We start from the raw sequence: 22095 nt of genomic DNA, 5'->3' as shown, positions 1-22095 counted from the left end.
CCTTGCCATTCGCCGGGCGCAGGTCTAAATGAGGCCTCCACGCGCTGGTAGCTCAGTTGGATAGAGTACTTGACTACGAATCAAGGGGTCGGGGGTTCGAATCCTCCCCAGCGCGCCAATTCCCCCCATTAAACGCCGGACAGATTTGACCTTTGCGTCATAAACTGACCCATCACTTCACGGGTTAACCGCTGCTGTTTCGTTTGATCTGACATCCTCACCGGAAAATCACGGCAGAATTGTCCCGTGGCGAACATGGGAGGGGGCGAGGCAATGCCATTCCGCCAGGGAGGTGTGGACCGCAGGCTCGGCAGGGGATACGGCCCTGCCTAACGAGCGGCAGAGGGCAACGCCCTTGCCTTAATGGCCAGGGACGTTTGGCTTCTCCAATTCCCTCTGGCCCACGAAATGGAAACCGCCGCGCTACCGGCCACCATTGCGGTCAATCGGTTTTAGAAATGAACTTCCGAGGAGCGGACAAAGCGCCATTTCGCTGCGGATGCGCCAACGGCCGCTTATCGGATTGGTCATTCTAAACAAAGAGGAAGCAACCGAGCTATCGGCCCGGATGCCTCCATATGCTTCGTGATGCGTCACCAATGGTTGGGATCGTCCAGCGGCCCAACGCATCGCGATGAACCTTTCAGCGGGACGAATGGCCCGGCGTTCAAGGTCTGGCCCAACCATCCATGCGGATACTGGAGCGACAAGGGCGGCTGCGCATCGGCTTCGGTGACGGGCGCGAAGCCCACTTTGGAATAGAAGTTGATGTCACCATAGGTCAGGGCAACATCCACCCCACGATCCCGAAGCGTTTGCAGAGCATGGGTGATTAATCGTTGCCCCAGCCCTTTACCCTGATGTGCGGTGGCCACCGCCACGGGCGCAAGAATGACCACCGTCCGTGTGTCATCGGCATAGATCATTGGCGTGAAGATGATGCTGGCCACAACCTCGCCTTTCTCGATGGTTAAGAACACGTGGAGGTCGTCTGACCCAAGCGACGTCAGCATGTCGGTGACCAATGCCTTGATCAGCGCGGCGGCTTCAGCCCCTTCGGATGCGGAGAAGGTGTCGAAGAACATCGCAATGATGGCATCGGTTTTGTCTGAGTATTCAGTCGTAAATTCCATGGTCTGTTCCTGTGGATCAGTTTATCAGGTTATCGTTGATTGAGCTGAGCACGCACGGCTTCTATCCCCAGTTTTGAGGCGCGATACGGTCGTCCGCTTTGCGAGCGGATGAAGCGCCGTTTTTTGAGCCGCAAGAAAACTGGGAGCGTGCATTCCGACAGGATGTGCCCATCGCGCGTGTAGCAGGTGATTTTGCGAATTTTGCCGTTCTCGTATCGCTCGTGGTGGATTGTTCCACCGAGCGCGAGTTCATGCAAAACACGCTGTTCATGTTTTGAGATGTTCAACTGATGGTCTCGATTTCATGAAGATGCAACAACAGACCACTCAGCGTGCCGCGTGAGCAGTCTTGGTGTTAAGCGTTCCCAGGGCCGAGTGGCGGGAACAGGCTTATGCCCGGGTCTCTTGCATAAAAACTCCATCTAGAGCAGCGGTTGCTGCTCTAGGTGTCCAAGTAAGTCCAAGTTTCAAAGAATGCAACCGTAGACACATCACCGGGGGGCAAAGCGCGTTCAGGGAGCAGTCCGACAAGATGGTACCGGAGTACAACCACCAAAACCGGACATTCGCGCGCAATGCAGCATTCTGTAGGTTTGGGCTCTTTGCTGACATTCGCTGCCAATGAAACCAACGGCCGCTATTCTTATTGAGTCAGAAATGCTTGTCGGTTGGGTGCGAATGAATGACGCGCTGCACTGAATTGATACACGAAATTCTCGGCGCGGGGTCCTGGGTTCGGGACGTTCCGCGCGCCTGATTGAAGCATTGACCGCTGTGAATTCCCGCTTCGATGGGCAGGAATGCGTCGCGTGTCGTTTGTCGCTTCACGTACAATTTGAAACTTCCGTCGCACTTGCAAGCGCCAATCGCCACTAGGTCCGTGATCCGGTCAGCGGAAGAAGGTCACGCCGCTTTGATAAGTGCCCATGACAATCCCGGTGCGGGGTTCTTTGCCGGCCATGTATTGAAACAGCGCAGGCTGCGCGAAACTGCGAGTGGCGGGGGCGAAATCACCGTTTGAATCCAGCGCAAGCGGGCCGGTCCACAGCGGGGTAACTGACAGCTTGGTTTCGGTCAGATCCACGTGCAACGCTGTCAGAACCGCATGGGGCTCGGTGGAGCCGGCGATTTGCAGGCTCATGCTGATATAGGCCACCAATCCTTGCGTTTCGGGGTCGCGCGCAAGGGTGATCGGGCTGGAAATCTCTGCCGACGTCGCGCGTTTCATGAAAAACGGGTCCAGCAAAGTGATGGGAGGGCAGGTGAGATCGGCCTTGATCTGGCCGGAACGGTTTGCGGCGTCGCGGACCACGAACATGTTCCCCTTGGACGCACAGAAAAACAGGCCCGTGACCGGATCAATTGCCGGGGCGGCCACCATTTCAGGGCTTTCGCGATCGGGGATGTCCATGTGCCATTGCGGCTGCAGCTTGCCGTCTTTATCGGCCACGCCGGTGACGGCGAAACCGCCCTCGGGGGTATTGCCGTTGACCAGGATCACCGGCGTGCCATCTTCGCGCAAAATGGCGCTGGCCGAGCCGCCCTGGCGCCCGTCGCCAACCACGCCGAACTGATACCGATCCGAAGATGCGCCCGTGACATCTGTTTCGGTCAAACGCGCGCTTTTGTCATCGCCGTTGCCCGATACCTGCACGCGCATCAGGCGCACCGGATCCATGGTTTTCTCGGTCGTGTGATCAGCCGTCAGCGCGCCTTGCATATAAAGGGTGTCGTCCACAAGGACGATCGATTGCATGACCTTGTAGCCCGCCATCTGGGGCTGGCCATCAACCATCAGCAGGTCGCGAATGGGATAGACGTCAACCGTGCTGCCATCGACCGGATCGATTTTGCACAGCACACCCTGGTGGGTTACGAAGACAATTTTGTTGTCCTTAGAATAGCGCAGGCAGCGCGCGCCACCGATCTTTGTGTCCGCGGCCTCGCCGGCCATTTCAGCGGTCGGGCGACGCCAGATGGTTTTGCCGTTCTCATCAAGACACACCATCTCGTCCGCGTTGGCTGCATAGACACGCCGGTCGCGGCTTCCATCGTCAAAGACTAGGTTCACCAACAACAGCCCGCTGATCCAGCGACCAGGCGCGGTGGAATCTTTCGGTTGATCCAGAATCTCGCGCTTGGTTTGCCAGATTTTTCGTCCGGTGTTTACGTCAAAGGCAACCAAGGCCGGCTCGCGCGCGCTTTCATAGACGCAGATTGCGTATTTCTCGCCGGTGTAGCCGCTGAAATTGATCCCGCCGCGGCTCGGGTAGGGTACGTGTTTGACTTCGGAAAGCGTGCGCAGTGGCGGCAATTCGCACAAGGAATCGTCCATCAGGTTGGAATGCGCCATGGGGCAGCCTTTGCCGTCTGGCTCGATCCCGACAAGGGTGCGCGTGTCGGTGGTTGTGGGTGGCTTGGCTGGCAGGTCTTCGTGGCGGTAACCGAAGGATTCAGCCAATTCACGGACTTCGGGCACGAACTCACCTGCATCGCTGCGCCACGGTAGGGGGCCGTTCAGCGGAGATTTTGGTGCGCGATAGGGGCGCAGCATTGGCGCCTCGAGAAAGTTGGAATCGTTGCCACCCAAGGCGTTTGTCGGGCCATAGCAGGCAAAAGGCGACTCTTCTGGATGCCGCATTTCGGTGACGGCATCGGGCCCGTCATCGATCCCAAGCCACTGGCAGATGCCTGGCAGCACCTCTTGCGGGTTCTCCAGAATGTCTTCGCCCCGCACGCGCAACCACCTGTCCGGCGCGACGTTCTTTTCGAAATCAAGAATGTATTGGTGCGATTGCAGCCAGTGGAATTGGGGGTCAAAAACCGGGTCGCCGCCGCCCCGTGCGTCCCAGCATTCCGGGCGCGATGCTTCCAGTCCAATACGAAACCACTCGGTATTCACCATGGACGAACAGTTGGAATAGGGATGCCGGGTCACGTGGATGAACCGCGCATCGGGCGCCAGGCTCAGCAGGTTGTTCAGGTATCGCGGCTCGGTCACCGTCATCGGGCTTTTCTCGACGATCCCGCGCGGCGAAACGCTGGCTTCCAGCATCGCAAAAAGTGCGGCCGTGGTCATGGACTGGTTGTTAAACAGCCATTGTTCCGCCTGAAAGGCGGATGCATTCGTCTGGGCACCAGTTTCCAGTTGCGCAATCGCCCGCACAAGCCCGGCGCGCAGGAAGGGGCGATAATTGCCACCTGTCATCTGCAGCCACTCGCCCACCGTGTCGGCAATCGAAAGGTTCGTTTCGGGAACGCCGTAAAGCTGCGGGTGCTGGCCGATGACCGCGCTCAGGACCGACGTAAAGGCGCGGCCCGGGCCAAGCAGGAATACAGAAGCGACCATAATTCACCTTATTCAAATTCGCGCAGCATCCGTCCGGGCAGACATCCACCACCGCCGTTTTTCAAGTAACGCTATCTAGAACAGATTTTGCGAGGCCTTGAAAGAGTCTCGGGGCAGGCTGGCTCCGTTCCGGGCAAATCGTTGGCCCATGCTGCACGGTTTGGCAAAACGCGACGGCGCGACTGGACGGCACATCGCCTCCACGCCCGCTGCTGTCCGCCGTACCCGGTTGGTGGGCGCGCTAAAGCTCGGTCACCTCACCGGTCACGTTGTCCACCACCAGCAACGTGTCAAACCGGGTCATGGTAACGTCAGAGCCATAAAGATCGCGAATGCGTTGCTGATACTCGGCACCGTGCCATTTTTCGGCCGCTTCCATGGACTTCCAGACATAGACCCCGCCACCCTGTGACTTGGTTTCGTCGAAGAAATAGTTCTTGCGGATCAAGTCGGTGTTCTGCGACCAGGCCGGGGCGGTGGTGCGATACTTGGCCATCACTTCGTCCCGTGAAATGCCTTTGGGCAGATCAAAGGTCACAATCTCTGTAATCATGGCAGCGGCTCCTTTAATGCCCGAACTAGGCAAGGCAATGATCCACCATGTAACGTCAGAATGTAAAAGGAATTCGTGCGTCGGATCAGTCCGATGGCATACGCGCCAACCCGTCGACGAAGAAGGACCGGAACGCGGCGGGGTGTTCGCTCATCGGGAAATGGCCCACCTCGTCCATCACCGCCAGCGTTGCGCCGGGGATGGCGTCGGCGGTGCGGCGGGCATCATCCGGCGTGCAGGTGAAGTCATAGGCGCCCACGATGAAATGCACCGGCGTCTTGGCGGTGTCGATATCACCCAGATTGCCCACCAGGCTGTCGTCGCGGGTGTAAAAGCTCAGATCGCCCCGGAACACGCCCGGCCCGCTGGACATGAACATCCACAGCGTGTTCCACCGTTCGGCCAGCGGCGCGTGGGGCGAGATGTTGGTCGAGACCAGCGCCGCGCCCATCTCGCCGCCATGGGCGTCGGGGCGATGGAACCAGTCGATATCGTACCACGCGGGCTGAAAGTCCGACGCCTCGATGGCCAGGAACCCGGCGAACCGGTCGCCGTGATGGCGCGCCAGTTGCAGCGCGATGCGCCCGCCCATCGACACGCCCGCCAGCACCGGCCGGTCCAGTCCCAGCCCGTCGATCACCGCCAGAACGGTGGCCATGTAGGTTTCGGTGGTCAGCAGGTATTCCTCGTCGTGGAACCCTTCGGGTGGCAGGCTTTTGCCATGCCATGGCATGTCGAAGGTGATGATCCGGTTGGTCTTCGTGATCTCGGCATCGTTCAGGATATGGCGCCATTGCCGCGTGTCCGACCCCGCGGTGTGCAGGCACAGAACCGGGCAGCCCTGACCTGCCTCTTCGACGTAAATCCGTTGCGCGCGGCCCGCGACCTGCACGTTCAGATAGCGGCCAGTGATTGGTTCGATGCTCATGCCGCGCCCTCCCGTCCCAGCAACAGGACCTCTTTGAAAAACATCAGGTTCTTGACCAGCCGCAGGATGTCGCCGGAAAACTCCAGCCGCCCGATCTTGGCCATGGCAAAGATGTCGTGAAAGCCCGGCGGCGGGGTGGGGGTCCAGAATGCGGCCAAGGCTTCGGCATCGGTGCTCAGCCCAAACTGATAGGGGATCTTCTTGGACGGGCCGGGCGTGATCGTGGCCAGCGCGCCCTTGTCGAAATGCAGGTAAAACTCGTCACCATCCACCCGCAACAGCACCGTGTCCGAAATCAGCCGCCCGCGGCGCAGTAGCTGCGGTTTGTCTTGCAGGCGCATTTGCACGTCTTGCAGTTTCTCAAGCATCTTCCTTGCCCCGTGTCTCATTTGCTCGGAACCTAGGAAGACAGGGCAGACGGGCAAAGGTATCGCGCCATACCTGTACTTCGATCCGGCGAAACCGCAGCCTCGGGTCAAAGATCAGCCCGCAAGGAGGAGGACCCATGCGCAATATCACCATCGACAACATTACCGACGCCGTCGTGGCAGCCATTGGGCAGAACGGCGACATCACCCCGCGCCAGCGCGAGATCATGACGGCGCTGGTCCGCCACCTGCATGGCTTCTGCAAGGATGTGAACCTGACCACCGACGAGTTCATGGGTGCCTGCGATTTCCTGGCCCGCGCCGGGGCGGTGTGCAGCGACAAGCGGCAAGAGTTCATCCTGCTGGCCGACATCCTGGGGGTTGAGGTTCTGGTCGACATGATCTCGAACCCCACACCCAATGGCGAGACCACCGGCACCGTTCTGGGCCCGTTCTTCCGCGAAAACGCGCCGGTTCTGCCGCAGGGTGCGTCGATCGTGCAGAAACATTTCGACAACGAGGAAAGCGTTTTCGTCGAAGGTTACGTGCGCGACAAGGACGGCAATGCCATCCCCGGTGCGGTTCTGGATGTGTGGGAAGACGCGCCCAACGGTCTGTATGAAAACCACGACCCCGATCAGCCCGACTATAACCTGCGCGGCCGGCTCGAGACCGACGACACCGGCTATTACGCCTATCGCGCCCTGCGTCCGGTGCCCTATCCGATCCCCAGTGACTGGACCGCGGGCGAGATGATCTCGTTCATGGGGCACCACACGATGCGCCCCGGCCATATCCACGTGGTGATCAACAAGGACGGGTTCCGGCCTCTGATCTCGCAGCTTTACGACGGTTCGTCCGACTATCTGGACAACGATTCCGTGTTCGCCGTGAAGGAGGAGTTGATCGGAGAGTTCCAACCCGCTGGCGATGCGCTGGACACCGATCTGAAGGTGCGGTTCGACTTTGTGCTGACCGCCGCCGACACGGCCATGGCGGCCGAGTGATCTGCCGCCGGCGGAGGGATGTCCCCGCGTCCCTCCGCTCTCCCCCCTCGGATCTAACCAAACGGCCTCACGATGTTGAACCCTTCCCCTGTCCTTTCGGATCCCCTGGTGATTGAAGCGATCGAAACCACGATCGTCGATTGCCCCACCACGCGCGCGCACAAACTGTCGAACACCTCGGTGTCGTATCAGTCCTACGTCGTCGTGCGGGTCGCTTTGTCGGATGGCACCGAAGGATGGGGCGAAGCGGCCACGTTGGGCGGGCCACGCTGGGCCGAGGAAAGTGTCGAGGCGATCAAGGCCAATATCGACACCTATCTTGCCCCCGCGCTGATCGGGGCCGAGGTTCTGAGTTTTGAGGCCAACGCGCTGCGGATGCGCGCCGCGGCCACGCGCAACTCTGCCGCCCGCGCCGCGGTCGAGGCCGCAATGATCGACGCCGCCGGCCATTCTCTGAGCTTGCCGGCCTACGCGTTTCTGGGCGGCAAGGTCCGCGACGAGGTCGAGGTCTTGTGGGCGCTGGCCTCGGGCGATGCCGATCAGGAGATCGACGAGGCGCGTGACAAGCTGCAAACCCGCCAGCACCGGCGGTTCAAGATCAAGCTGGGCTTTCACACGCCGGCCCGCGACATGGCGCGGCTGGCCCGCATCGTCGAGGCGCTGCCCGGCGCCGTGATTGTCGTGGACATCAACCAGGGCTGGTCCGAGGCCACCGCGATCCGATATTTGCCGGCCTTGTCCGAGATGGGCGTGGCGCTGATCGAACAGCCACTGAAACCCGGCGCGCTGGCGGCCACCGCGCGCGTGGCCCGCCGCAGTCCGATCCCCGTGATGGTGGACGAAGCCGCCTTTTCCGCTGCCGAGATCGTGCAAAATGGCATCGCCGGGGCGGGCAGCGTCTATTCGCTGAAACTGGTCAAAAGCGGCGGGTTGTTTGCGCTGAAACGTGCCGCCGGTGTCGCCAATGCCTTCGGGATGGAGCTTTACGGCGGCTGCCTGCTGGAAAGCAGTATCGGTGCGGCCGCGCATTTGGCGGTGTTTGCGACTCTGCCTGAACTGGAATGGGGTTGCGAGCATTTCGGCCCGCGTATCCTGCGTCGCGACCTTGCCGCGACGGGGTTGCAATTCAGCGACTACAAACTGCGCATTCCCACCGGACCGGGCATGGGGGTTCGTCCGGACATGGACGTGCTGCGCGACGTGGCGCGCCCTTAGTCCTTTGGGCCGCGCCGAAACTTGCGGGCGACGTCGAAGAAATTCATCACGTGGGACGTGCGGTTGTCGATCCGCGCATGCAGCGACAAAGCCGTGCCGGGATTGTGGCCCTTGTAGCTGCGAAAAAACACGCCGGGCCGCGTTGCTTCGGACACCGATTTCGGCACAACCGCGATGCCGGCCCCAACTGACACCAGCGAGATTGCGGTCTGGTAATCCTGCGCCATTTCCGTGGCGCGCGGCTCGAACCCTTCACGGGCGCAGATCGCCAGCACCTGATCGGCATAGCTGGGCCTTGGGCGGCGCGGGTACAGCACCAGCGTCTGATCGGCCAGATCACGAAACGACAATGCCGATTTGGCGGCCAACGGCGAGTTGTCAGGGATCGCCAGGATCAGCGGCTCCATCGACAGCTCCTGCGACCGCAGCTCGTCATCCTGCAAGCTGGGCCGCGCCACAGCCAGATCGATCTCGCCCTGCACCAGCGCCGAGTGCAGCGCCGCGTTATTCATCGCCGACAGGGCCAGTTCCACCTCGGGATAGTGCGAACGATAGGATTTGATCAGCGTCGGCAGCACGCCATACGACGCGGACCCCACAAAGGCCAGCCGCAGACGTCCGGCGCTGCCTTGCCCCACGGCGCGGGTCTCGCGATAGGCCGAATCCAGACGGTCCACCAGATGGCGGGCATGGCCTTCGAACACCTCGCCGGCCTGCGTCAGCTTGATCTGAGACCGCGACCGGTCAAACAGCTGCGCGCCCACCTCGTCTTCCAGCGCCGAGATGGCGCGCGACAGCGGCGGCTGCGCGATCTGCAGCCGCGTCGCGGCGCGGCCGAAATGTTTTTCCTCGGCCAACGCAATGAAATACCTAAGGCGCCTCAGTTCCATAGCGTATCCCCCGGGTGTCAAGCCTCCTTTGTACCAGATGCCGCGTCCAAGCAAACAGTGGGCCGGGTATGACCCGATACCTTTCTGTGATGGAACACCGGCGTCATCCTGTTGTCAGCCGCATGAAGGGACATCAGGGAGGGAAACCATGTTCATCAATCGCCGCAAGTTGTTGAAGTCTGCTGCCTCGGCCGGGCTGGCCGCGGGGGCATCGGGCCTCGCGCTGCCGGCTTATGCCGCCAGTCGCCCGATCAAGATCGGCTTTGTCTCGCCGCAGACCGGCCCCCTGGCCATTTTTGCCGAGCCCGACAACCACGTGCTGAACACGTTCCGCAAGCAGATTGGTGACGGCATCATGATCAACGGGTCCAAGCACCCGGTCGAGTTCATCGTGAAAGACAGCCAAAGCAGCTCGAACCGCGCCTCAACCGTGGCGCAGGAGCTGATTTTCGAGGACGAGGTTGACCTGTTGGCCGCCACCTCGACGCCCGACACCACCAACCCGGTCGCCGACCAGGCAGAGCTGAACGGCGTGCCCTGCATCACCAACGACACCCCGTGGCAGCCGCATTTCTTTGGCCGCCAGGGCGACCCGGCGGTTGGCTTCGACTATACCTATCACTTCTTCTGGGGGCTCGAGGATATCGTCGAGGTCTTCATGGCCCAATGGGCGGCCGTGTCCACCAACAAGGTTGTGGGCGCGATGTGGCCCAACGACCCCGACGGCAACGGCTGGGCACATCCCGAGCTGGGCTTTCCACCGGTGATGGCGGCCAACGGGTTCGAACTGGTGGATACCGGCCGTTATCAGAACCTCAGCGACGATTTCTCGGCCCAGATCTCGGCCTTCAAGAATGCCGGGGTCGAGATTGTGTCGGGCGTGATGATCCCGCCCGATTTCACCACCTTCTGGACGCAAGCCGCCCAGCAGGGCTTTAACCCCAAGGTCGTGAATGTCGGCAAGGCCAGCGAGTTCCCGCAGGCCATGGCGGCGCTGGGCGACCGGGCTGACGGGCTGTCGGTCGAGGTCTGGTGGCACCGCACCTCGCCCTTCAACTCGTCCTTCACCGGCCAGACCAGCGCCGATATCGCCGACGCGTTCGAGGCCGATACCGGCGCCCCGTCGACGATGCCGCTGGGCTTCAAGCACTCGCTGTTCGAGGTGGCGTTGGACGCGTTGCAGCGCACCGAAGACCCCACCAGCCCGGAAAGCATCGCAAAGGCCATTGGCGAGACCAAGCTGGATACCTGCGTGGGCCGGATCGATTTCTCGGCCGGGCCGGTGCCCAACATCGCCAAGACGCCGCTGGTTGGCGGGCAGTGGACCATCGACAGCAAGGGCAACCCGCATCTCGATATCACGCTGAACCTTGGCCACACCGATATCGCCACCACCGCGGAAATGCGGCCCATCGGCTGATCGGCAATCCCTGCATGTCCGGGGCGGCCGCCTGCCGCCCCGGTTCCTGCTTGAAACGGAGGAACGCGTGACCGTACTTCTTGAACTTAAGGGCGTGAACAAGTCGTTCGGGGCCTTGCGCGTGGCGCAGGACGTGACGTTCGACCTGCCCGAAGGTCAGGCGCTGGGTGTGATCGGCCCCAATGGCGCCGGTAAATCGACCCTGTTCAACCTGATCGGCGGCGCCTTGCCGCCCTCGTCGGGGCAGATTGCCTTTGACGGCCACGATGTGACGCGCACCCCGGCCTCGGCCCGCTGCCGCGCGGGTGTTGCGCGGTCGTTCCAGATCCCGCACCCCTTTGTCGGCATGTCGGTGTTCGAGAACCTGCTGGTCGCCTCGTCCTTCGGCGAAAGTGGCCACACCGATCCCGAAGCCGCGGCGGCGCATATCCTTGACATCACCGGGCTGCGCCATCGCGCCAACCGGCATGCCGGATCGCTGACCCTGTTGGAGCGCAAGCGGCTTGAGCTGTCCCGCGCCCTGGCCACCGGCCCCAAACTGCTGCTGCTGGACGAGATCGCCGGCGGTCTGACCGAGGGTGAATGCCACGACCTTGTCGCCACCATCAAGGATGTGCAGTCCACCGGCGTGTCGATCATCTGGATCGAACATATCGTGCATGCGCTGATGGCGGTGGTGGACCGGCTGATCGTGATCGACTTTGGCCGCATCGTCGCCGATGGCGACCCTGCCACCGTGATGGCGCAGCCCGAGGTGCAGGAGATCTATATGGGCATCAGCGTGGAGGACGCGGCATGAGCCTGCTGTCCGCCACATCCGTCACCGCCCATTACGGCGATTTCCAGGCGCTGTTCGGCATCAACTTTGCCATGGCCGCGGGCGAGACCGTCGCCATCATCGGCTCAAACGGCGCTGGGAAATCCACTTTTCTGCGCGCCTTGACCGGCCTGCGCCCCACCACGGGCCAGAACATTCAGTTCGACGGCGCCCTCATCGCGGGCCTGCCCGCCGACGCGATCCACAAACGTGGCCTGGCCATGGTGCCCGAGGGTCGGCGGCTGTTCCCGTCGCTGACGGTCGAGGAAAACCTGCAGATCGGCGCGGCCGGCGGCCGGGCGGGGCACTGGACGCTGGACGCGGTTTACGACCTCTTTCCCGACCTGCGCGACAAACGTCGCAATGGCGGCACCGAATTGTCGGGCGGCCAGCAACAGATGGTCGCCATTGGCCGGGCGCTGATGTCGAACCCCAAGCTGTTGCTGTGCGATGAGATCAGCCTGGGCCTGTCGCCCAAGGTGATCAAGGACATCTACGCCGCGGTGCCCCGCATTCAGGCCGCCGGCACCTCGTTGATCGTGGTCGAACAAGACGTGGGTCAGGCGCTGGCCGTGGCCGACCGGATCTATTGCTTCATGGAGGGGCGTGTGTCGCTGACCGGAACCCCGGCCACCGTGACCCGCGCAGAGATATCGCAGGCCTATTTTGGTCTGAATACGGAAGGAACCGCTGCATGATCTGGGTGAACGCAATTTTGCAGGGCGTGCTGCTGGGCGGGCTTTACGCGCTGTTTGCCGCCGGGCTCAGCCTGATGTTCGGGGTCATGCGCTTCGTCAATATCGCCCATGGCGATTTCATCGTGGTGGGCGCCTATGCAATCCTGACCGCCATCGTGACCATGGGCCTGCCGCCCGTGCTGGGCGTGGCCGCGGTTCTGGTGCTGATGGCGGTGGCGGGCTTTGCCGGCCAATACGTGGTGTTGAACCGGGTGCTGGGCAAGGACATCCTGCCGCCGATCCTGGTCACCTTCGGCATGTCGATCATCCTGCAAAACGCGCTGTTAGAGATCTATTCCGCCGACAGCCGCAAATTGCCCACCGGCACGTTCGAGACATCGTCGATTGACCTGGCCGGCGGGCTGGCGGTTGGGGTGTTGCCGCTCTGCATGTTCCTCACCGCGCTGGCGGTGATCGGCGGGCTGCAGTTCGTGTTCTACCGCACCGCGCTGGGCCGGATGCTACGCGCCACCTCGGACGACCCCGAGATCGTGCCGCTGATGGGGGGCAACAACAACCGCATCTTTGCCATTGCCACGGCCATGGCCTCGCTGGTGGTGGGCATCGCCGGCATCTGGCTGGCGATGAAGACACAGTTCGACCCCGCCGCCGGCCCCGCGCGCCTGCTGTTTGCGTTCGAGGCGGTGATCATCGGCGGCCTCGGCAACCTGTGGGGCACGCTGGCCGGAGGCATCATCCTTGGCGTTGCGCAAACCCTCGGCGCACAGATCGGCGGTGGGTTTCAGATCCTTGCCGGGCATCTGGTGTTCCTGCTGATCCTGATCGTGCGGCCCAAGGGCCTGTTCCCCCGGATGAAAGGCTAAAACCATGGCAAACCGCATTCTTCAGGCGCTGCTGGCGCTGACCATCCTTGCCCTTGCCTTGGCGCCCCTTTGGGCCGGGCGCGCCGATCTGCGGCTGCTGATGGAGGTTCTGGCCTATCTGGCGCTGGCCCAGATGTGGAACCTGTTGGCAGGCTACACCGGGCTGATCTCGGTGGGGCAGCAGGCCTGGGTGGGGCTGGGCGGCTATCTGTTCTTTGCCCTGACGATCCTTGGCGGCGTGCCTGTCTTTGCCGCATTCCCGCTGGCTGCGCTGCTGACGGCGGTGCTGGCGGTGCCCACGGGCTGGGTCGCGTTCCGCCTGCAGGGCGCCTATTTCGCCATCGGCACCTGGGTCATTGCCGAGGTCTACCGGCTGGTTGCCGCACAGGTGGGCGCGCTGGGCGGCGGCTCGGGCATCTCGTTGCCCGTCGCAGTGGCCAAATCCATCGCCGAAACCCGCATGGGCCGCGAATACGTGATGTATTACATCGCCTTCGCGCTGGCGGTGATCGCGGTGGCCGGCGTCTGGCTGATCCTGCGCTCGCGCTGGGGTCTGGCGCTGACCGCCATCCGCGACAGCGAGGTTGCCGCCGAAAGCGTCGGCGTGAACACCATGCGGTCCAAGTTCCTGATCTATGTGATCACCGCCGGGCTGACCGGGCTGACTGGCGCTTTTCTCTTCTTCCAGAAACTGCGCATCACCCCCGACGCTGCCTTCAGCGTGAACGACTGGACCGCCTTCGTGATCTTCATCGTGGTGATTGGTGGCATTGGAACGATCGAGGGCCCGATCATCGGTACGATCCTGTTCTTTGCCCTGCGCGAGGTCGCGGCGGATTGGGGCACCTGGTACCTGATGGGTCTGGGCGCGTTGGCCATCGCGGTGATGCTGATCGACAAGCGCGGCCTTTGGGGCGCGATCCATGCACGCTGGGGCCTGTCGATCCTGCCCGTTTCGCGCAATTTGCCCGACTAGGCGGCGCGAAGGGCCGTGCTGGTGATCTTTGCCAGCGCAGCGCCGGTGTGAACGGCGGTGTAAACGGGCCGGGGAGGGCGCGCCAACGGTTCCACCGTCCGCGTGATCCAGCGCCGTTCCTCCATTCCGCGCAGCGATTGCGACAAGGCGCGGTCGCTGATCGTCATCAGCCCCTGCTTGATTTCGGTGAACTGCCGCGGTTTGTGCAACTGCGTCAGCACGGGCAAGGTCCACGCCTTGCGCAGCAGATCGCGATCCTGTGCAGCGGTGGCTCCCTGAACCTGCGCGGCAAGGGCTGCAGCCGTAACACCCTGCTCGGTCAACCGAAACTCGGGCCGTAACGGATGGCCGTGGCCGGGATTGCGCTCTAACAATCCGGTTTCAATCAGATGCTGCAGGCTTTGGGCAAAGGCGGTGCGCCCCGCGCCCGTCGCCTTGAGCAAAGGCGCCTGTCGACCCGGCACACCTTCATGCAACGCTGCCAAAAGCGGCAACGCCCAGGATCGCGTTGTCAGGTTGACAAGATGGCTAATGTACATAAAGTATAGTTAATATATTTTCAGACATCAGGAAACCCCATGCCCGCCATTTCACTTGAAAACACCATTACCATCGCGATGTCGGTCAGGGACCGCCACGCCAGCGCCGCCTGGTATGCCGACATGCTGGGCTTCGAGCTGATCTTTCACGCGGACGAGGCCGGCTGGTCCGAGGTTCAGACAAAAACCCCGGGCGTGACCATCGGGCTTGGCGAAGCGGTAGAGCCCGCGCCGGGCAACTGCGTGCCTGTCTTCGGCACCGCCGATCTGGATGCCGGCCGCGCACAGCTGGAGGCCGCCAAGGTGCGGTTCGACGGCCCAACCGAGGTGATCGACGGCATGGTCAAAACCGCCACCTTCTACGATCCCGACGGCAATGCGCTGATGCTGGCGCAGGATCTGACGGGCGGCTGATCGCGGTATTGCCGCTCCACCTCCAACAGCTTCTGTTTGCGCCACAGCCCACCACCATATCCCGTCAGCGCCCCATCGGCGCCCAGCACCCGGTGACAGGGCACCAGCAGCGCGATCTGGTTCGCCCCATTGGCCCGCGCCACGGCGCGCACCGCCTCGGGGCGGCCCAGCTGCGCGGCCAATTGCGCGTAACTGCGCGTGTGGCCCGCGGGGATGCGGCGCAACGCGTCCCAGACCGCCTGCGCAAATCCGCTGCCGCTGTATGCCAGAGGCGTATCAAACTGCGCACGCTTGCCGGTGAAGAACTCGTTCAGTTCGACCTGAACCTGCGCGCTGGGTTCAAACCGGCCCAGCCCGATGCGCCCACGCGTGTCCTTCTCCAGCCGCGCAATCTCGGTCTTCAGAGCCTTGCGTTCCAGAAACTCCAGCAGGTGCAGATGGGTGCGGCTGCTGATCGCAACCATGTCGCCCAATGGCGAGCGAATCCAATGGGCGCGCAACAGCGCGTCGTCCTGCATATGGCCCGGTGCCCGGCCCAAAAGGCGGGCAAAGGCGTCGCGAAACGCGCTGGCCGAGGCGAAGCCCGCCGCGTGCTGCGCCTCGATCACCTTGTCGCCGTCCGCCATCGCCAAAAACCCTTCGCCCAGCCGCCGTTGCCGCGCGATCTCCAGAAAGGTCATGCCGAACTGCCGCTTGAATACCCGCCGCACGGTCGACGGGGCAAAGCCGCGCGCGGCCACCGCGCCCTCGGTCCAGCGATAGGCGGGGTCGGCCTCAAGCGCCTCCAGTAGCGCGTTGATGCAAGGGTCCGCATCCGCCGCGGGGCGCATCGGGTGACACCGCTTGCACGGCCGAAACCCGGCCTGCAGGCAGGCCGCCGGGCTGGGGTAAAAGGTGCAATTCTCGCGCTTGGGTTTGCGGGCGGGGCAGGTCAGGCGGCAGAAAATACCGGTTGTGCGCACGCCAACAAAGGCCTGCCCGTCAAAGGCAGCGTCGCGGTCCAAAAGCGCGCGGTAAAGCGTGTCGTCGTCGGGCAGGTCAATCAACATGGATCTACCCTAACAGCCGGCCATTCGCCGTGCCGCCGAAAATCGCCCGTGTATTTGAAAATGTCCGCAAAAATGGCGACGCGCGGTCCGCGATCAGGGTTCGTCCCGACAAAGCGGGCAGACGCCTTCGGCTTCGACCACGGCTTTCTCAATCTGGAACCCGGCCAGGTTTGCAGTCTCGGCCAGCGCTTCACGCGACAAGGTGCCCGGCTCTTCGGCAACCGTATTGCAATCGCGGCAAATCAGGAAAGTTGGCGCGTGTCCGTGCCCGGGGTCCGAACAGGCCACAAAGGCGTTAAGCCGTTCGATCTTGTGCGCAAAGCCATGGGTCGTCAGGAAATCCAGCGCCCGATAAGCCACGGGGGGTTGCGCAGGGCGTCCTTCGGCCTCCAGCGCCTTCAGGATGTCATAGGCTCCCAGCGCCTTGTGATGCTCCAACAACAGTTCCAGTACCCGGCGGCGGATCGGTGTCAGCTGTAGCTTTTTTTCAGCGCATTGCGCTTCGACTGCGGCCATACGATCGGCCACGCAAGCCGTATGGTCATGCCCCCGAAAACCGAAACTGGCCATCATCACCTCGTGGAAAACCCTTTGCAAAAATTGATATAGTGTAACACCCGGCAAGGCAACCAGCTGTGCCTATATCCATCGGCGCGATTTATCCGTCGGCAGGTCGCGGTTGGGGCGCTGTTTCAGTTCGGCAGCGCGTACAGAACCCGAAAGGCCGACCGGTATTGCGGCACCATGACCCCGGTTCGGTCGGCGGCAATACATGCCCGCCCCACCGGTCGATTTCGGGGTCGTTCCCTTCGCCTCTGATTCGCGATCAAGACACTTGCGCGTTGTTCGTTTCGCCAAAACCCGGGCGATTAGCTGAGAATATCACGCAACTCAGGGGTGTTTTGTTTAATATTGAACCAAACTCTGAAGGCCCCGATTCCGCCTGCGCGATCATTGTTCAAAATGTTGGCCCCGTTGCACTATTTGAAGGCGTTTGCATAGCGGACATGCGTTCGTTGCAGGCTTCTGGGGGTGGAAAACCCTGAAAATAAGGCACTTGCATGCCTGCTATGCATTTCGAGCCCTGCCTCGCGCGAAAAAGTTACGATACGTCACTAGGCATCATATTTCCCACGCTCGGGTTCTTCAGGAGGAGAAACAATGTCCAAAGTCGCACTTGTCACCGGTGGATCGCGCGGTATCGGCGAAGCCATTTCGTTGAAACTTAAACAATCCGGCTTCACCGTGGTCGCCACCTATGCCGGCAACGACGAACGCGCTGCCGCCTTTACCGAGGCCACCGGCATCAAGACCTATAAATGGAACGTTGCCGACTATGACGCCTGCGCCGAGGGCATCGCCAAGATCACCGAAGAGGTCGGCCCGGTCGAGGTTCTGGTCAACAATGCCGGCATCACCCGCGACGCCCCGTTCCACAAGATGAAGCCCGAGCAGTGGCACGAAGTGATCAACACCAACCTGACCGGCGTCTTCAACATGACGCATAACGTCTGGGGCGGCATGCGCGAACGCAAGTTCGGCCGCATCGTCACCATCAGCTCGATCAACGGTCAAAAAGGCCAGTTCGCGCAGGCCAACTATGCCGCCTCGAAAGCCGGCGATATCGGCTTTACCAAGGCCCTGGCCCAGGAAGGCGCCCGCGCCGGCATCACCGTGAACGTTGTGTGCCCCGGCTACATCAACACCGACATGATGAGCACCATCCCCGAGAAGGTGATGAACGAAGTGATCCTGCCGCAGATCCCGGTGGGCCGTCTGGGCGAACCCGAAGAGATCGCCCGCGCCGTGGCCTTCCTGGCCTCGGACGATGCCGGCTTTATCACCGGGTCGACCCTGTCGGCCAATGGCGGTCAGTACCTGGCCTGATCGCATAACAAGGAGGAGACCGCTATGACCGGCCAGATCCCGGATATCGACCCCGTAGAGTCACAAGAATGGCAAGACGCCATCGAAGACGTCATTGCCCGCGATGGCGCTGACCGTGCACATTACCTGCTGGACAAAGCCGTTCAGCAGGCCCGTGCGTCAGGTGCCAACCTGCCGTTTTCGTCCACCACGCCCTATCAGAACACCATCCCCGTGGATGATCAGTACGAAATGCCCGGCGATCAGGACATGGAATGGCGCATTCGCACCATCAACCGCTGGAACGCGATGGCGACCGTGGTGCGCCGCAACAAGGAAAGCAGCGAATATGGCGGCCATATCGCCTCGTTCGCTTCCTCGGCGGTGATGTATGATGTGGGTCTGAACCATTTCTGGCGGTCGAAATCGGCGATCCATGGCGGCGATCTGGTGTTCTTTCAGGGCCATGTGATCCCCGGCATCTACGCGCGGTCCTTCATGGAAGGCCGGATCAGCGAAGAGCAGCTGGAAAACTTCCGCTCGGAAGTGGATGGCGGCGGTCTGTCGTCTTACCCGCACCCGTGGCTGATGCCTGATTACTGGCAATTCCCGACGGTGTCGATGGGTCTGGGCCCGCTGATGGCGATCTATCAGGCGCGGTTCATGAAATACATGCACAATCGCGGTTTGATCGACATGGCCGACCGCAAGGTCTGGTGCTTCCTGGGCGACGGCGAGATGGACGAGCCCGAAAGCCGCGGCGCCATCGACCTGGCGGTGCGCGAAGGGCTGGACAACCTGATCTTCGTGATCAACTGCAACCTGCAGCGTCTGGATGGCCCGGTGCGCGGCAACGGCAAGATCGTGCAAGAGCTCGAGGGTGACTTCCGCGGTGCCGGCTGGAACGTGATCAAACTGCTCTGGGGCAAAGGCTGGGACGAGTTGCTTGAAAAAGACACCTCGGGCCGTTTGCGTCAGCTGATGGATGAAACCGTGGATGGCGATTACCAGACCTTCAAATCGAAGGACGGCGCCTATATCCGCGAACATTTCTTTGGCAAATACCCCGAGACCGCCGAGCTGGTGAAAGACTGGACCGACGAGCAGATCTGGGCGCTGCGCCGTGGCGGCCACGATCCGCAAAAGGTCTATACCGCGTTCAAGAAAGCCTCGGACACGCAAGGTGTGCCCAGCTGCCTTCTGGTGAAAACCGTCAAGGGTTACGGCATGGGTTCGGCCGGCGAAGGCCAGAACACCACCCACCAGCAGAAGAAGATGGCCGAGGATCAGCTGCGCGCCTTCCGCGACCGGTTCGACATCCCGGTCACCGACGAAGACCTGCCCAAAGCGCCGTTCGTGGCGCTGAACAACGCGCAAAAGGCTTATCTGGCCGATCGCCGCAAAGAGCTGGGCGGCGCGTTCCCCAAACGCTTCTCGGATGCGCCGTCGCTGAACATCCCGGATCTGGAGAAATTTGCCGGACAGCTGAAAGGCACGGGCGAGCGCGAAATCTCGACCACCATGGCCTTTGTCCGCATCCTGACGACGCTTTTGCGCGACAAAGAGATCGGCAAGCAGGTTGTGCCGATTGTGCCGGATGAAAGCCGCACCTTCGGGATGGAGGGGCTGTTCCGCTCGGTCGGGATCTATAACCCGCTGGGTCAGAAATACACACCCGAAGATGCCGACCAGATGATGTTCTACAAGGAAACGACCGACGGTCAGGTCCTGCAGGAAGGCATCAACGAGGCTGGCGCCATGGCGGATTGGATCGCGGCGGCGACGTCGTATTCGAACCACGGCGTGCCGATGATCCCGTTCTACATTTATTACTCGATGTTCGGGTTTCAGCGGATCGGCGATCTTGCCTGGGCCGCCGGTGACAGCCGCGCACGCGGCTTCATGCTGGGCGGTACCGCAGGCCGCACCACGCTGAACGGCGAAGGATTGCAGCACGAAGATGGCCACAGCCATATCCTGGCCGGGACTATCCCCAACTGCATCACCTATGACCCGACCTTCAGCTACGAGGTGGCGGTGATCGTTCAGCACGGCTTGCAGCGCATGTATGCCGATCAGGAAGATGTGTATTTCTACCTGACGCTGATGAACGAGAACTACAGCCACCCCGACATGCCGATGGGCGCCGAAGAGGGGATCATCAAGGGGCTTTACCGGTTCTCGAAGGTTGAGAAACCCGGCAAGAAGCACGTGAACCTGATGGGGTCGGGCACCATTCTGGTGCAGGCGATGAAAGCTGCCGAGATGCTGGCCGAAGATTTTGGCGTAACGGCCGACATCTGGTCAGCGCCCAGCTTTAACGAGCTGGCCCGCGATGGGCAGGACGTGGCGCGTCACAACCGCCTGAACCCGCTGGACGATCCCAAAACGGCCTATGTCACCGACGTGCTTTCGGGGGCCACGGGGCCGGTCATCGCGGCCACTGACTATATGAAGAACTATGCCGAGCAAATCCGGCCCTTCCTGCCGGAAGGTTTGCGGTACACGGTTCTGGGCACCGACGGCTTTGGCCGCTCGGACAGCCGGGTGAACCTGCGCCGGTTCTTCGAGGTGGATGCAAACCACATCGCCGCTGCCGCGATGGTTGATCTGTACCGCGAGGGTGCGGTGACCAAGAAAGACCTGACCGCAGCATTGAAAAAGTATGACATCGACGGCGAGAAGCCCAACCCGCGGCTGGTTTGAGCGCGGACGGAGGAGATTGAGAAATGGCAATTGAAGTAAAAGTTCCCGATATCGGCGATTTCACCGATGTGCCCGTGGTTTCGGTTCTGGTCTCGGTGGGTGACGTGATCGCCGAGGAAGACCCGATCGTCGAGCTGGAAAGCGACAAGGCGACGATGGAAGTGCCCAGCCCGGCTGCCGGCAAAGTGGCCGAGATCAAGGTGGCCGAAGGTGACAGCGTGTCTGAGGGTTCGCTGGTGTTGATCCTGGAAGGCGAAGCGGCCTCGGGGGGTGTCGAACCCCCCTCGGCCGCGGCCGCCCCGGCCCCGTCGGCAACTGCCGCAGCGCCAGCGCCGGCGGCCCCGGCTGCCGCGCCCGCGCCGGTCACCGATGCCGGGTTCGGCAAGGCGCATGCCTCGCCCTCGGTCCGGGCATTTGCGCGGACATTGGACGTGGACCTGGCCTCGGTGAACGGGTCGGGCCGCAAGGGTCGCATCCTGCGCGAAGATGTCATGGCGGTTTTCAAATCGACCAAGGCACCCGTTGCGCCGAAAGGCGGCGACGTTCAGGCCGGTATGGGTATCCCACCGATCCCCGCCGTGGATTTCAGCAAGTTCGGGCCCACCGAAGATGTGGAAATGCCGCGGATCAAGAAGATCTCGGGGCCGGCGTTGCACCGGGCCTGGCTGAACATTCCGCATGTCACCCATAACGACGAGGCCGACATCACCGAGCTGGACAAATACCGCAAGGAGATGGACACCGCCGCCAAGGAGGATGGTTACCGCGTGACGCTGTTGTCCTTCGTGATCAAGGCCTCGGTCTCGGCGCTGAAGACGCATTGGGAATTCAACAGCTCGATCCATCCTGATGGCGACAAGCTGATCAAGAAGGATTTCTACAATATCGGTTTTGCCGCCGACACGCCGAACGGATTGATGGTGCCGGTGATCAAGGATGCCGACCGCAAGGGGCTGGTCGAGATTTCGAAAGACCTGATGGAACTGTCGGGCAAGGCCCGCGCCGGCGAGTTGAAGGGCCCCGATATGCAGGGTGCAACCTTCACCATCTCGTCGCTGGGCGGCATTGGCGGCACCTCGTTCACGCCGATTGTGAACGCACCGGAAGTGGCCATTCTGGGTCTGACCCGGTCGAAAATGGCGCCGGTTTGGAACAAGGCGACCGGCGAGTTCGAGCCGCGCCTGATGCAGCCCCTTTCGCTGAGCTATGACCACCGCGCGGTGGACGGTGCTTTGGCGGCGCGTTTCTGCGTGACGCTGAAGACGCTGTTGGGCGATATGCGGAAACTGATGTGGTAAGGAGCC

21 protein-coding genes and 1 tRNA gene are annotated in these 22095 nt (G+C 62.0%); 12 read left to right on the top strand and 10 right to left on the bottom strand.

What is annotated here, in order from left to right; all coding sequences use genetic code 11:
* The first annotated feature begins 41 nt into the window (after positions 1–41).
* Positions 42–118: transfer RNA gene (locus ACMU_RS14835), tRNA-Arg, on the top strand.
* A gap of 475 nt (positions 119–593) precedes the next feature.
* Here ACMU_RS14835 and ACMU_RS14830 read toward each other — a convergent pair.
* The 6 genes from ACMU_RS14830 to ACMU_RS14805 form a co-directional block, all read right to left on the bottom strand.
* The gene (locus ACMU_RS14830; RefSeq protein ID WP_035260986.1) at positions 594–1133 is read right to left on the bottom strand and encodes a GNAT family N-acetyltransferase; all 540 of its coding nucleotides are present in this window, start codon (positions 1131–1133) and stop codon (positions 594–596) included.
* A 29-nt stretch (positions 1134–1162) separates the two neighbouring features.
* Positions 1163–1420 (bottom strand): YjhX family toxin, encoded by a 258-nt coding sequence (locus ACMU_RS19115; RefSeq protein ID WP_081805542.1) that lies wholly within the window; start codon positions 1418–1420, stop codon positions 1163–1165.
* Positions 1421–2022: 602 nt separating this feature from the next.
* Entirely contained in the window at positions 2023–4482 is a 2460-nt protein-coding gene (locus ACMU_RS18880) for a sulfotransferase (RefSeq protein ID WP_051588370.1), read from the bottom strand.
* Between the two features lie 241 nt (positions 4483–4723).
* Complete coding sequence (locus ACMU_RS14815; RefSeq protein WP_035260984.1) at positions 4724–5035, bottom strand: YdhR family protein; 312 nt, start codon at positions 5033–5035, stop codon at positions 4724–4726.
* An 85-nt stretch (positions 5036–5120) separates the two neighbouring features.
* Positions 5121–5963: an alpha/beta fold hydrolase gene (locus tag ACMU_RS14810; RefSeq protein WP_035260983.1), complete on the bottom strand. Its 843-nt coding sequence runs from the start codon at positions 5961–5963 to the stop codon at positions 5121–5123.
* Positions 5960–6331, bottom strand: a complete 372-nt coding sequence (locus ACMU_RS14805) for a hypothetical protein (protein ID WP_035260981.1) — start codon at positions 6329–6331, stop codon at positions 5960–5962. Before ACMU_RS14805 ends, ACMU_RS14810 begins: the two co-directional genes overlap by 4 nt.
* Before the next feature lie 137 nt (positions 6332–6468).
* On the opposite strand from ACMU_RS14805, the gene ACMU_RS14800 reads away from it, so the two are divergent.
* Together ACMU_RS14800 and ACMU_RS14795 are read left to right on the top strand one after the other, a co-directional pair.
* Positions 6469–7338: an intradiol ring-cleavage dioxygenase gene (locus ACMU_RS14800; protein ID WP_035260979.1), complete on the top strand. Its 870-nt coding sequence runs from the start codon at positions 6469–6471 to the stop codon at positions 7336–7338.
* 108 nt (positions 7339–7446) lie between these two features.
* The gene (locus ACMU_RS14795) at positions 7447–8553 is read left to right on the top strand and encodes a muconate/chloromuconate family cycloisomerase (RefSeq protein WP_236626276.1); all 1107 of its coding nucleotides are present in this window, start codon (positions 7447–7449) and stop codon (positions 8551–8553) included.
* Here the strand turns inward: ACMU_RS14795 and ACMU_RS14790 are convergent.
* The gene (locus tag ACMU_RS14790; protein ID WP_035260975.1) at positions 8550–9443 is read right to left on the bottom strand and encodes a LysR family transcriptional regulator; all 894 of its coding nucleotides are present in this window, start codon (positions 9441–9443) and stop codon (positions 8550–8552) included. The two genes, ACMU_RS14795 and ACMU_RS14790, sit on opposite strands and share 4 nt — an antisense overlap.
* Positions 9444–9591: 148 nt before the next feature.
* Here ACMU_RS14790 and ACMU_RS14785 point away from each other — a divergent pair, with 148 nt between their 5' ends.
* The 5 genes from ACMU_RS14785 to ACMU_RS14765 all read left to right on the top strand — a co-directional run bounded on the left by ACMU_RS14785 (position 9592) and on the right by ACMU_RS14765 (position 14217).
* Positions 9592–10863: an ABC transporter substrate-binding protein gene (locus tag ACMU_RS14785; RefSeq protein WP_035260973.1), complete on the top strand. Its 1272-nt coding sequence runs from the start codon at positions 9592–9594 to the stop codon at positions 10861–10863.
* A gap of 67 nt (positions 10864–10930) precedes the next feature.
* The gene (locus ACMU_RS14780) at positions 10931–11662 is read left to right on the top strand and encodes an ABC transporter ATP-binding protein (protein WP_035260971.1); all 732 of its coding nucleotides are present in this window, start codon (positions 10931–10933) and stop codon (positions 11660–11662) included.
* The gene (locus ACMU_RS14775) at positions 11659–12378 is read left to right on the top strand and encodes an ABC transporter ATP-binding protein (RefSeq protein ID WP_035260969.1); all 720 of its coding nucleotides are present in this window, start codon (positions 11659–11661) and stop codon (positions 12376–12378) included. Before ACMU_RS14780 ends, ACMU_RS14775 begins: the two co-directional genes overlap by 4 nt.
* Positions 12375–13241 carry a branched-chain amino acid ABC transporter permease gene (locus ACMU_RS14770; protein WP_035260968.1) on the top strand — a complete coding sequence of 289 codons (867 nt, stop codon included), beginning with the start codon at positions 12375–12377 and terminating at the stop codon, positions 13239–13241. Before ACMU_RS14775 ends, ACMU_RS14770 begins: the two co-directional genes overlap by 4 nt.
* A gap of 4 nt (positions 13242–13245) precedes the next feature.
* Positions 13246–14217 (top strand): branched-chain amino acid ABC transporter permease, encoded by a 972-nt coding sequence (locus ACMU_RS14765; protein WP_051588369.1) that lies wholly within the window; start codon positions 13246–13248, stop codon positions 14215–14217.
* On the opposite strand, the gene ACMU_RS14760 is transcribed toward ACMU_RS14765, so the two are convergent.
* On the bottom strand, positions 14214–14756 hold the full coding sequence (locus ACMU_RS14760; protein ID WP_035260967.1) for a winged helix-turn-helix transcriptional regulator: 543 nt from the start codon (positions 14754–14756) through the stop codon (positions 14214–14216). The two genes, ACMU_RS14765 and ACMU_RS14760, sit on opposite strands and share 4 nt — an antisense overlap.
* A gap of 39 nt (positions 14757–14795) precedes the next feature.
* Here ACMU_RS14760 and ACMU_RS14755 point away from each other — a divergent pair, with 39 nt between their 5' ends.
* Positions 14796–15170: a VOC family protein gene (locus ACMU_RS14755; RefSeq protein WP_035260966.1), complete on the top strand. Its 375-nt coding sequence runs from the start codon at positions 14796–14798 to the stop codon at positions 15168–15170.
* On the opposite strand, the gene ACMU_RS14750 is transcribed toward ACMU_RS14755, so the two are convergent.
* Positions 15116–16219, bottom strand: a complete 1104-nt coding sequence (locus ACMU_RS14750; protein ID WP_035260964.1) for a bifunctional transcriptional activator/DNA repair enzyme AdaA — start codon at positions 16217–16219, stop codon at positions 15116–15118. The two genes, ACMU_RS14755 and ACMU_RS14750, sit on opposite strands and share 55 nt — an antisense overlap.
* Positions 16220–16312: 93 nt before the next feature.
* Complete coding sequence (locus tag ACMU_RS14745; RefSeq protein WP_035261123.1) at positions 16313–16789, bottom strand: Fur family transcriptional regulator; 477 nt, start codon at positions 16787–16789, stop codon at positions 16313–16315.
* Between the two features lie 591 nt (positions 16790–17380).
* Here ACMU_RS14745 and phbB point away from each other — a divergent pair.
* From phbB to ACMU_RS14730, 3 genes are read left to right on the top strand one after another with little or no spacing between them, the layout of a single operon-like run.
* Positions 17381–18106 carry an acetoacetyl-CoA reductase gene (phbB, locus tag ACMU_RS14740; protein ID WP_035260962.1) on the top strand — a complete coding sequence of 242 codons (726 nt, stop codon included), beginning with the start codon at positions 17381–17383 and terminating at the stop codon, positions 18104–18106.
* A gap of 24 nt (positions 18107–18130) precedes the next feature.
* Positions 18131–20791 carry a pyruvate dehydrogenase (acetyl-transferring), homodimeric type gene (aceE, locus tag ACMU_RS14735; protein ID WP_035260960.1) on the top strand — a complete coding sequence of 887 codons (2661 nt, stop codon included), beginning with the start codon at positions 18131–18133 and terminating at the stop codon, positions 20789–20791.
* A 23-nt stretch (positions 20792–20814) separates the two neighbouring features.
* Positions 20815–22089, top strand: coding sequence for a 2-oxo acid dehydrogenase subunit E2 (locus ACMU_RS14730; protein ID WP_035260959.1), 1275 nt, complete (start codon positions 20815–20817; stop codon positions 22087–22089).
* Positions 22090–22095: the final 6 nt, after the last annotated feature.

It is taken from the genome of Actibacterium mucosum KCTC 23349 (genome assembly GCF_000647975.1).
In the GTDB taxonomy this organism is placed as follows: Bacteria; Pseudomonadota; Alphaproteobacteria; order Rhodobacterales; family Rhodobacteraceae; genus Actibacterium; species Actibacterium mucosum.
The sequence above is the reverse complement of the archived record's forward strand: the minus strand, read 5'-3'. Positions and strand labels throughout refer to the sequence as shown.

Bases quoted from the DNA above. Each gene is read 5' to 3' on its own strand.
- ACMU_RS14830 (WP_035260986.1), bottom strand. From the start codon at position 1,133: ATGGAATTTACGACTGAATACTCAGACAAAACCGATGCCATCATTGCG.
- ACMU_RS18880 (WP_051588370.1), bottom strand. From the start codon at position 4,482: ATGGTCGCTTCTGTATTCCTGCTTGGCCCGGGCCGCGCCTTTACGTCG.
- ACMU_RS14815 (WP_035260984.1), bottom strand. From the start codon at position 5,035: ATGATTACAGAGATTGTGACCTTTGATCTGCCCAAAGGCATTTCACGG.
- ACMU_RS14810 (WP_035260983.1), bottom strand. From the start codon at position 5,963: ATGAGCATCGAACCAATCACTGGCCGCTATCTGAACGTGCAGGTCGCG.
- ACMU_RS14805 (WP_035260981.1), bottom strand. From the start codon at position 6,331: ATGCTTGAGAAACTGCAAGACGTGCAAATGCGCCTGCAAGACAAACCG.
- ACMU_RS14800 (WP_035260979.1), top strand. From the start codon at position 6,469: ATGCGCAATATCACCATCGACAACATTACCGACGCCGTCGTGGCAGCC.
- ACMU_RS14790 (WP_035260975.1), bottom strand. From the start codon at position 9,443: ATGGAACTGAGGCGCCTTAGGTATTTCATTGCGTTGGCCGAGGAAAAA.
- ACMU_RS14785 (WP_035260973.1), top strand. From the start codon at position 9,592: ATGTTCATCAATCGCCGCAAGTTGTTGAAGTCTGCTGCCTCGGCCGGG.
- ACMU_RS14775 (WP_035260969.1), top strand. From the start codon at position 11,659: ATGAGCCTGCTGTCCGCCACATCCGTCACCGCCCATTACGGCGATTTC.
- ACMU_RS14770 (WP_035260968.1), top strand. From the start codon at position 12,375: ATGATCTGGGTGAACGCAATTTTGCAGGGCGTGCTGCTGGGCGGGCTT.
- ACMU_RS14765 (WP_051588369.1), top strand. From the start codon at position 13,246: ATGGCAAACCGCATTCTTCAGGCGCTGCTGGCGCTGACCATCCTTGCC.
- ACMU_RS14760 (WP_035260967.1), bottom strand. From the start codon at position 14,756: ATGTACATTAGCCATCTTGTCAACCTGACAACGCGATCCTGGGCGTTG.
- ACMU_RS14755 (WP_035260966.1), top strand. From the start codon at position 14,796: ATGCCCGCCATTTCACTTGAAAACACCATTACCATCGCGATGTCGGTC.
- ACMU_RS14750 (WP_035260964.1), bottom strand. From the start codon at position 16,219: ATGTTGATTGACCTGCCCGACGACGACACGCTTTACCGCGCGCTTTTG.
- ACMU_RS14745 (WP_035261123.1), bottom strand. From the start codon at position 16,789: ATGGCCAGTTTCGGTTTTCGGGGGCATGACCATACGGCTTGCGTGGCC.
- phbB (WP_035260962.1), top strand. From the start codon at position 17,381: ATGTCCAAAGTCGCACTTGTCACCGGTGGATCGCGCGGTATCGGCGAA.
- aceE (WP_035260960.1), top strand. From the start codon at position 18,131: ATGACCGGCCAGATCCCGGATATCGACCCCGTAGAGTCACAAGAATGG.
- ACMU_RS14730 (WP_035260959.1), top strand. From the start codon at position 20,815: ATGGCAATTGAAGTAAAAGTTCCCGATATCGGCGATTTCACCGATGTG.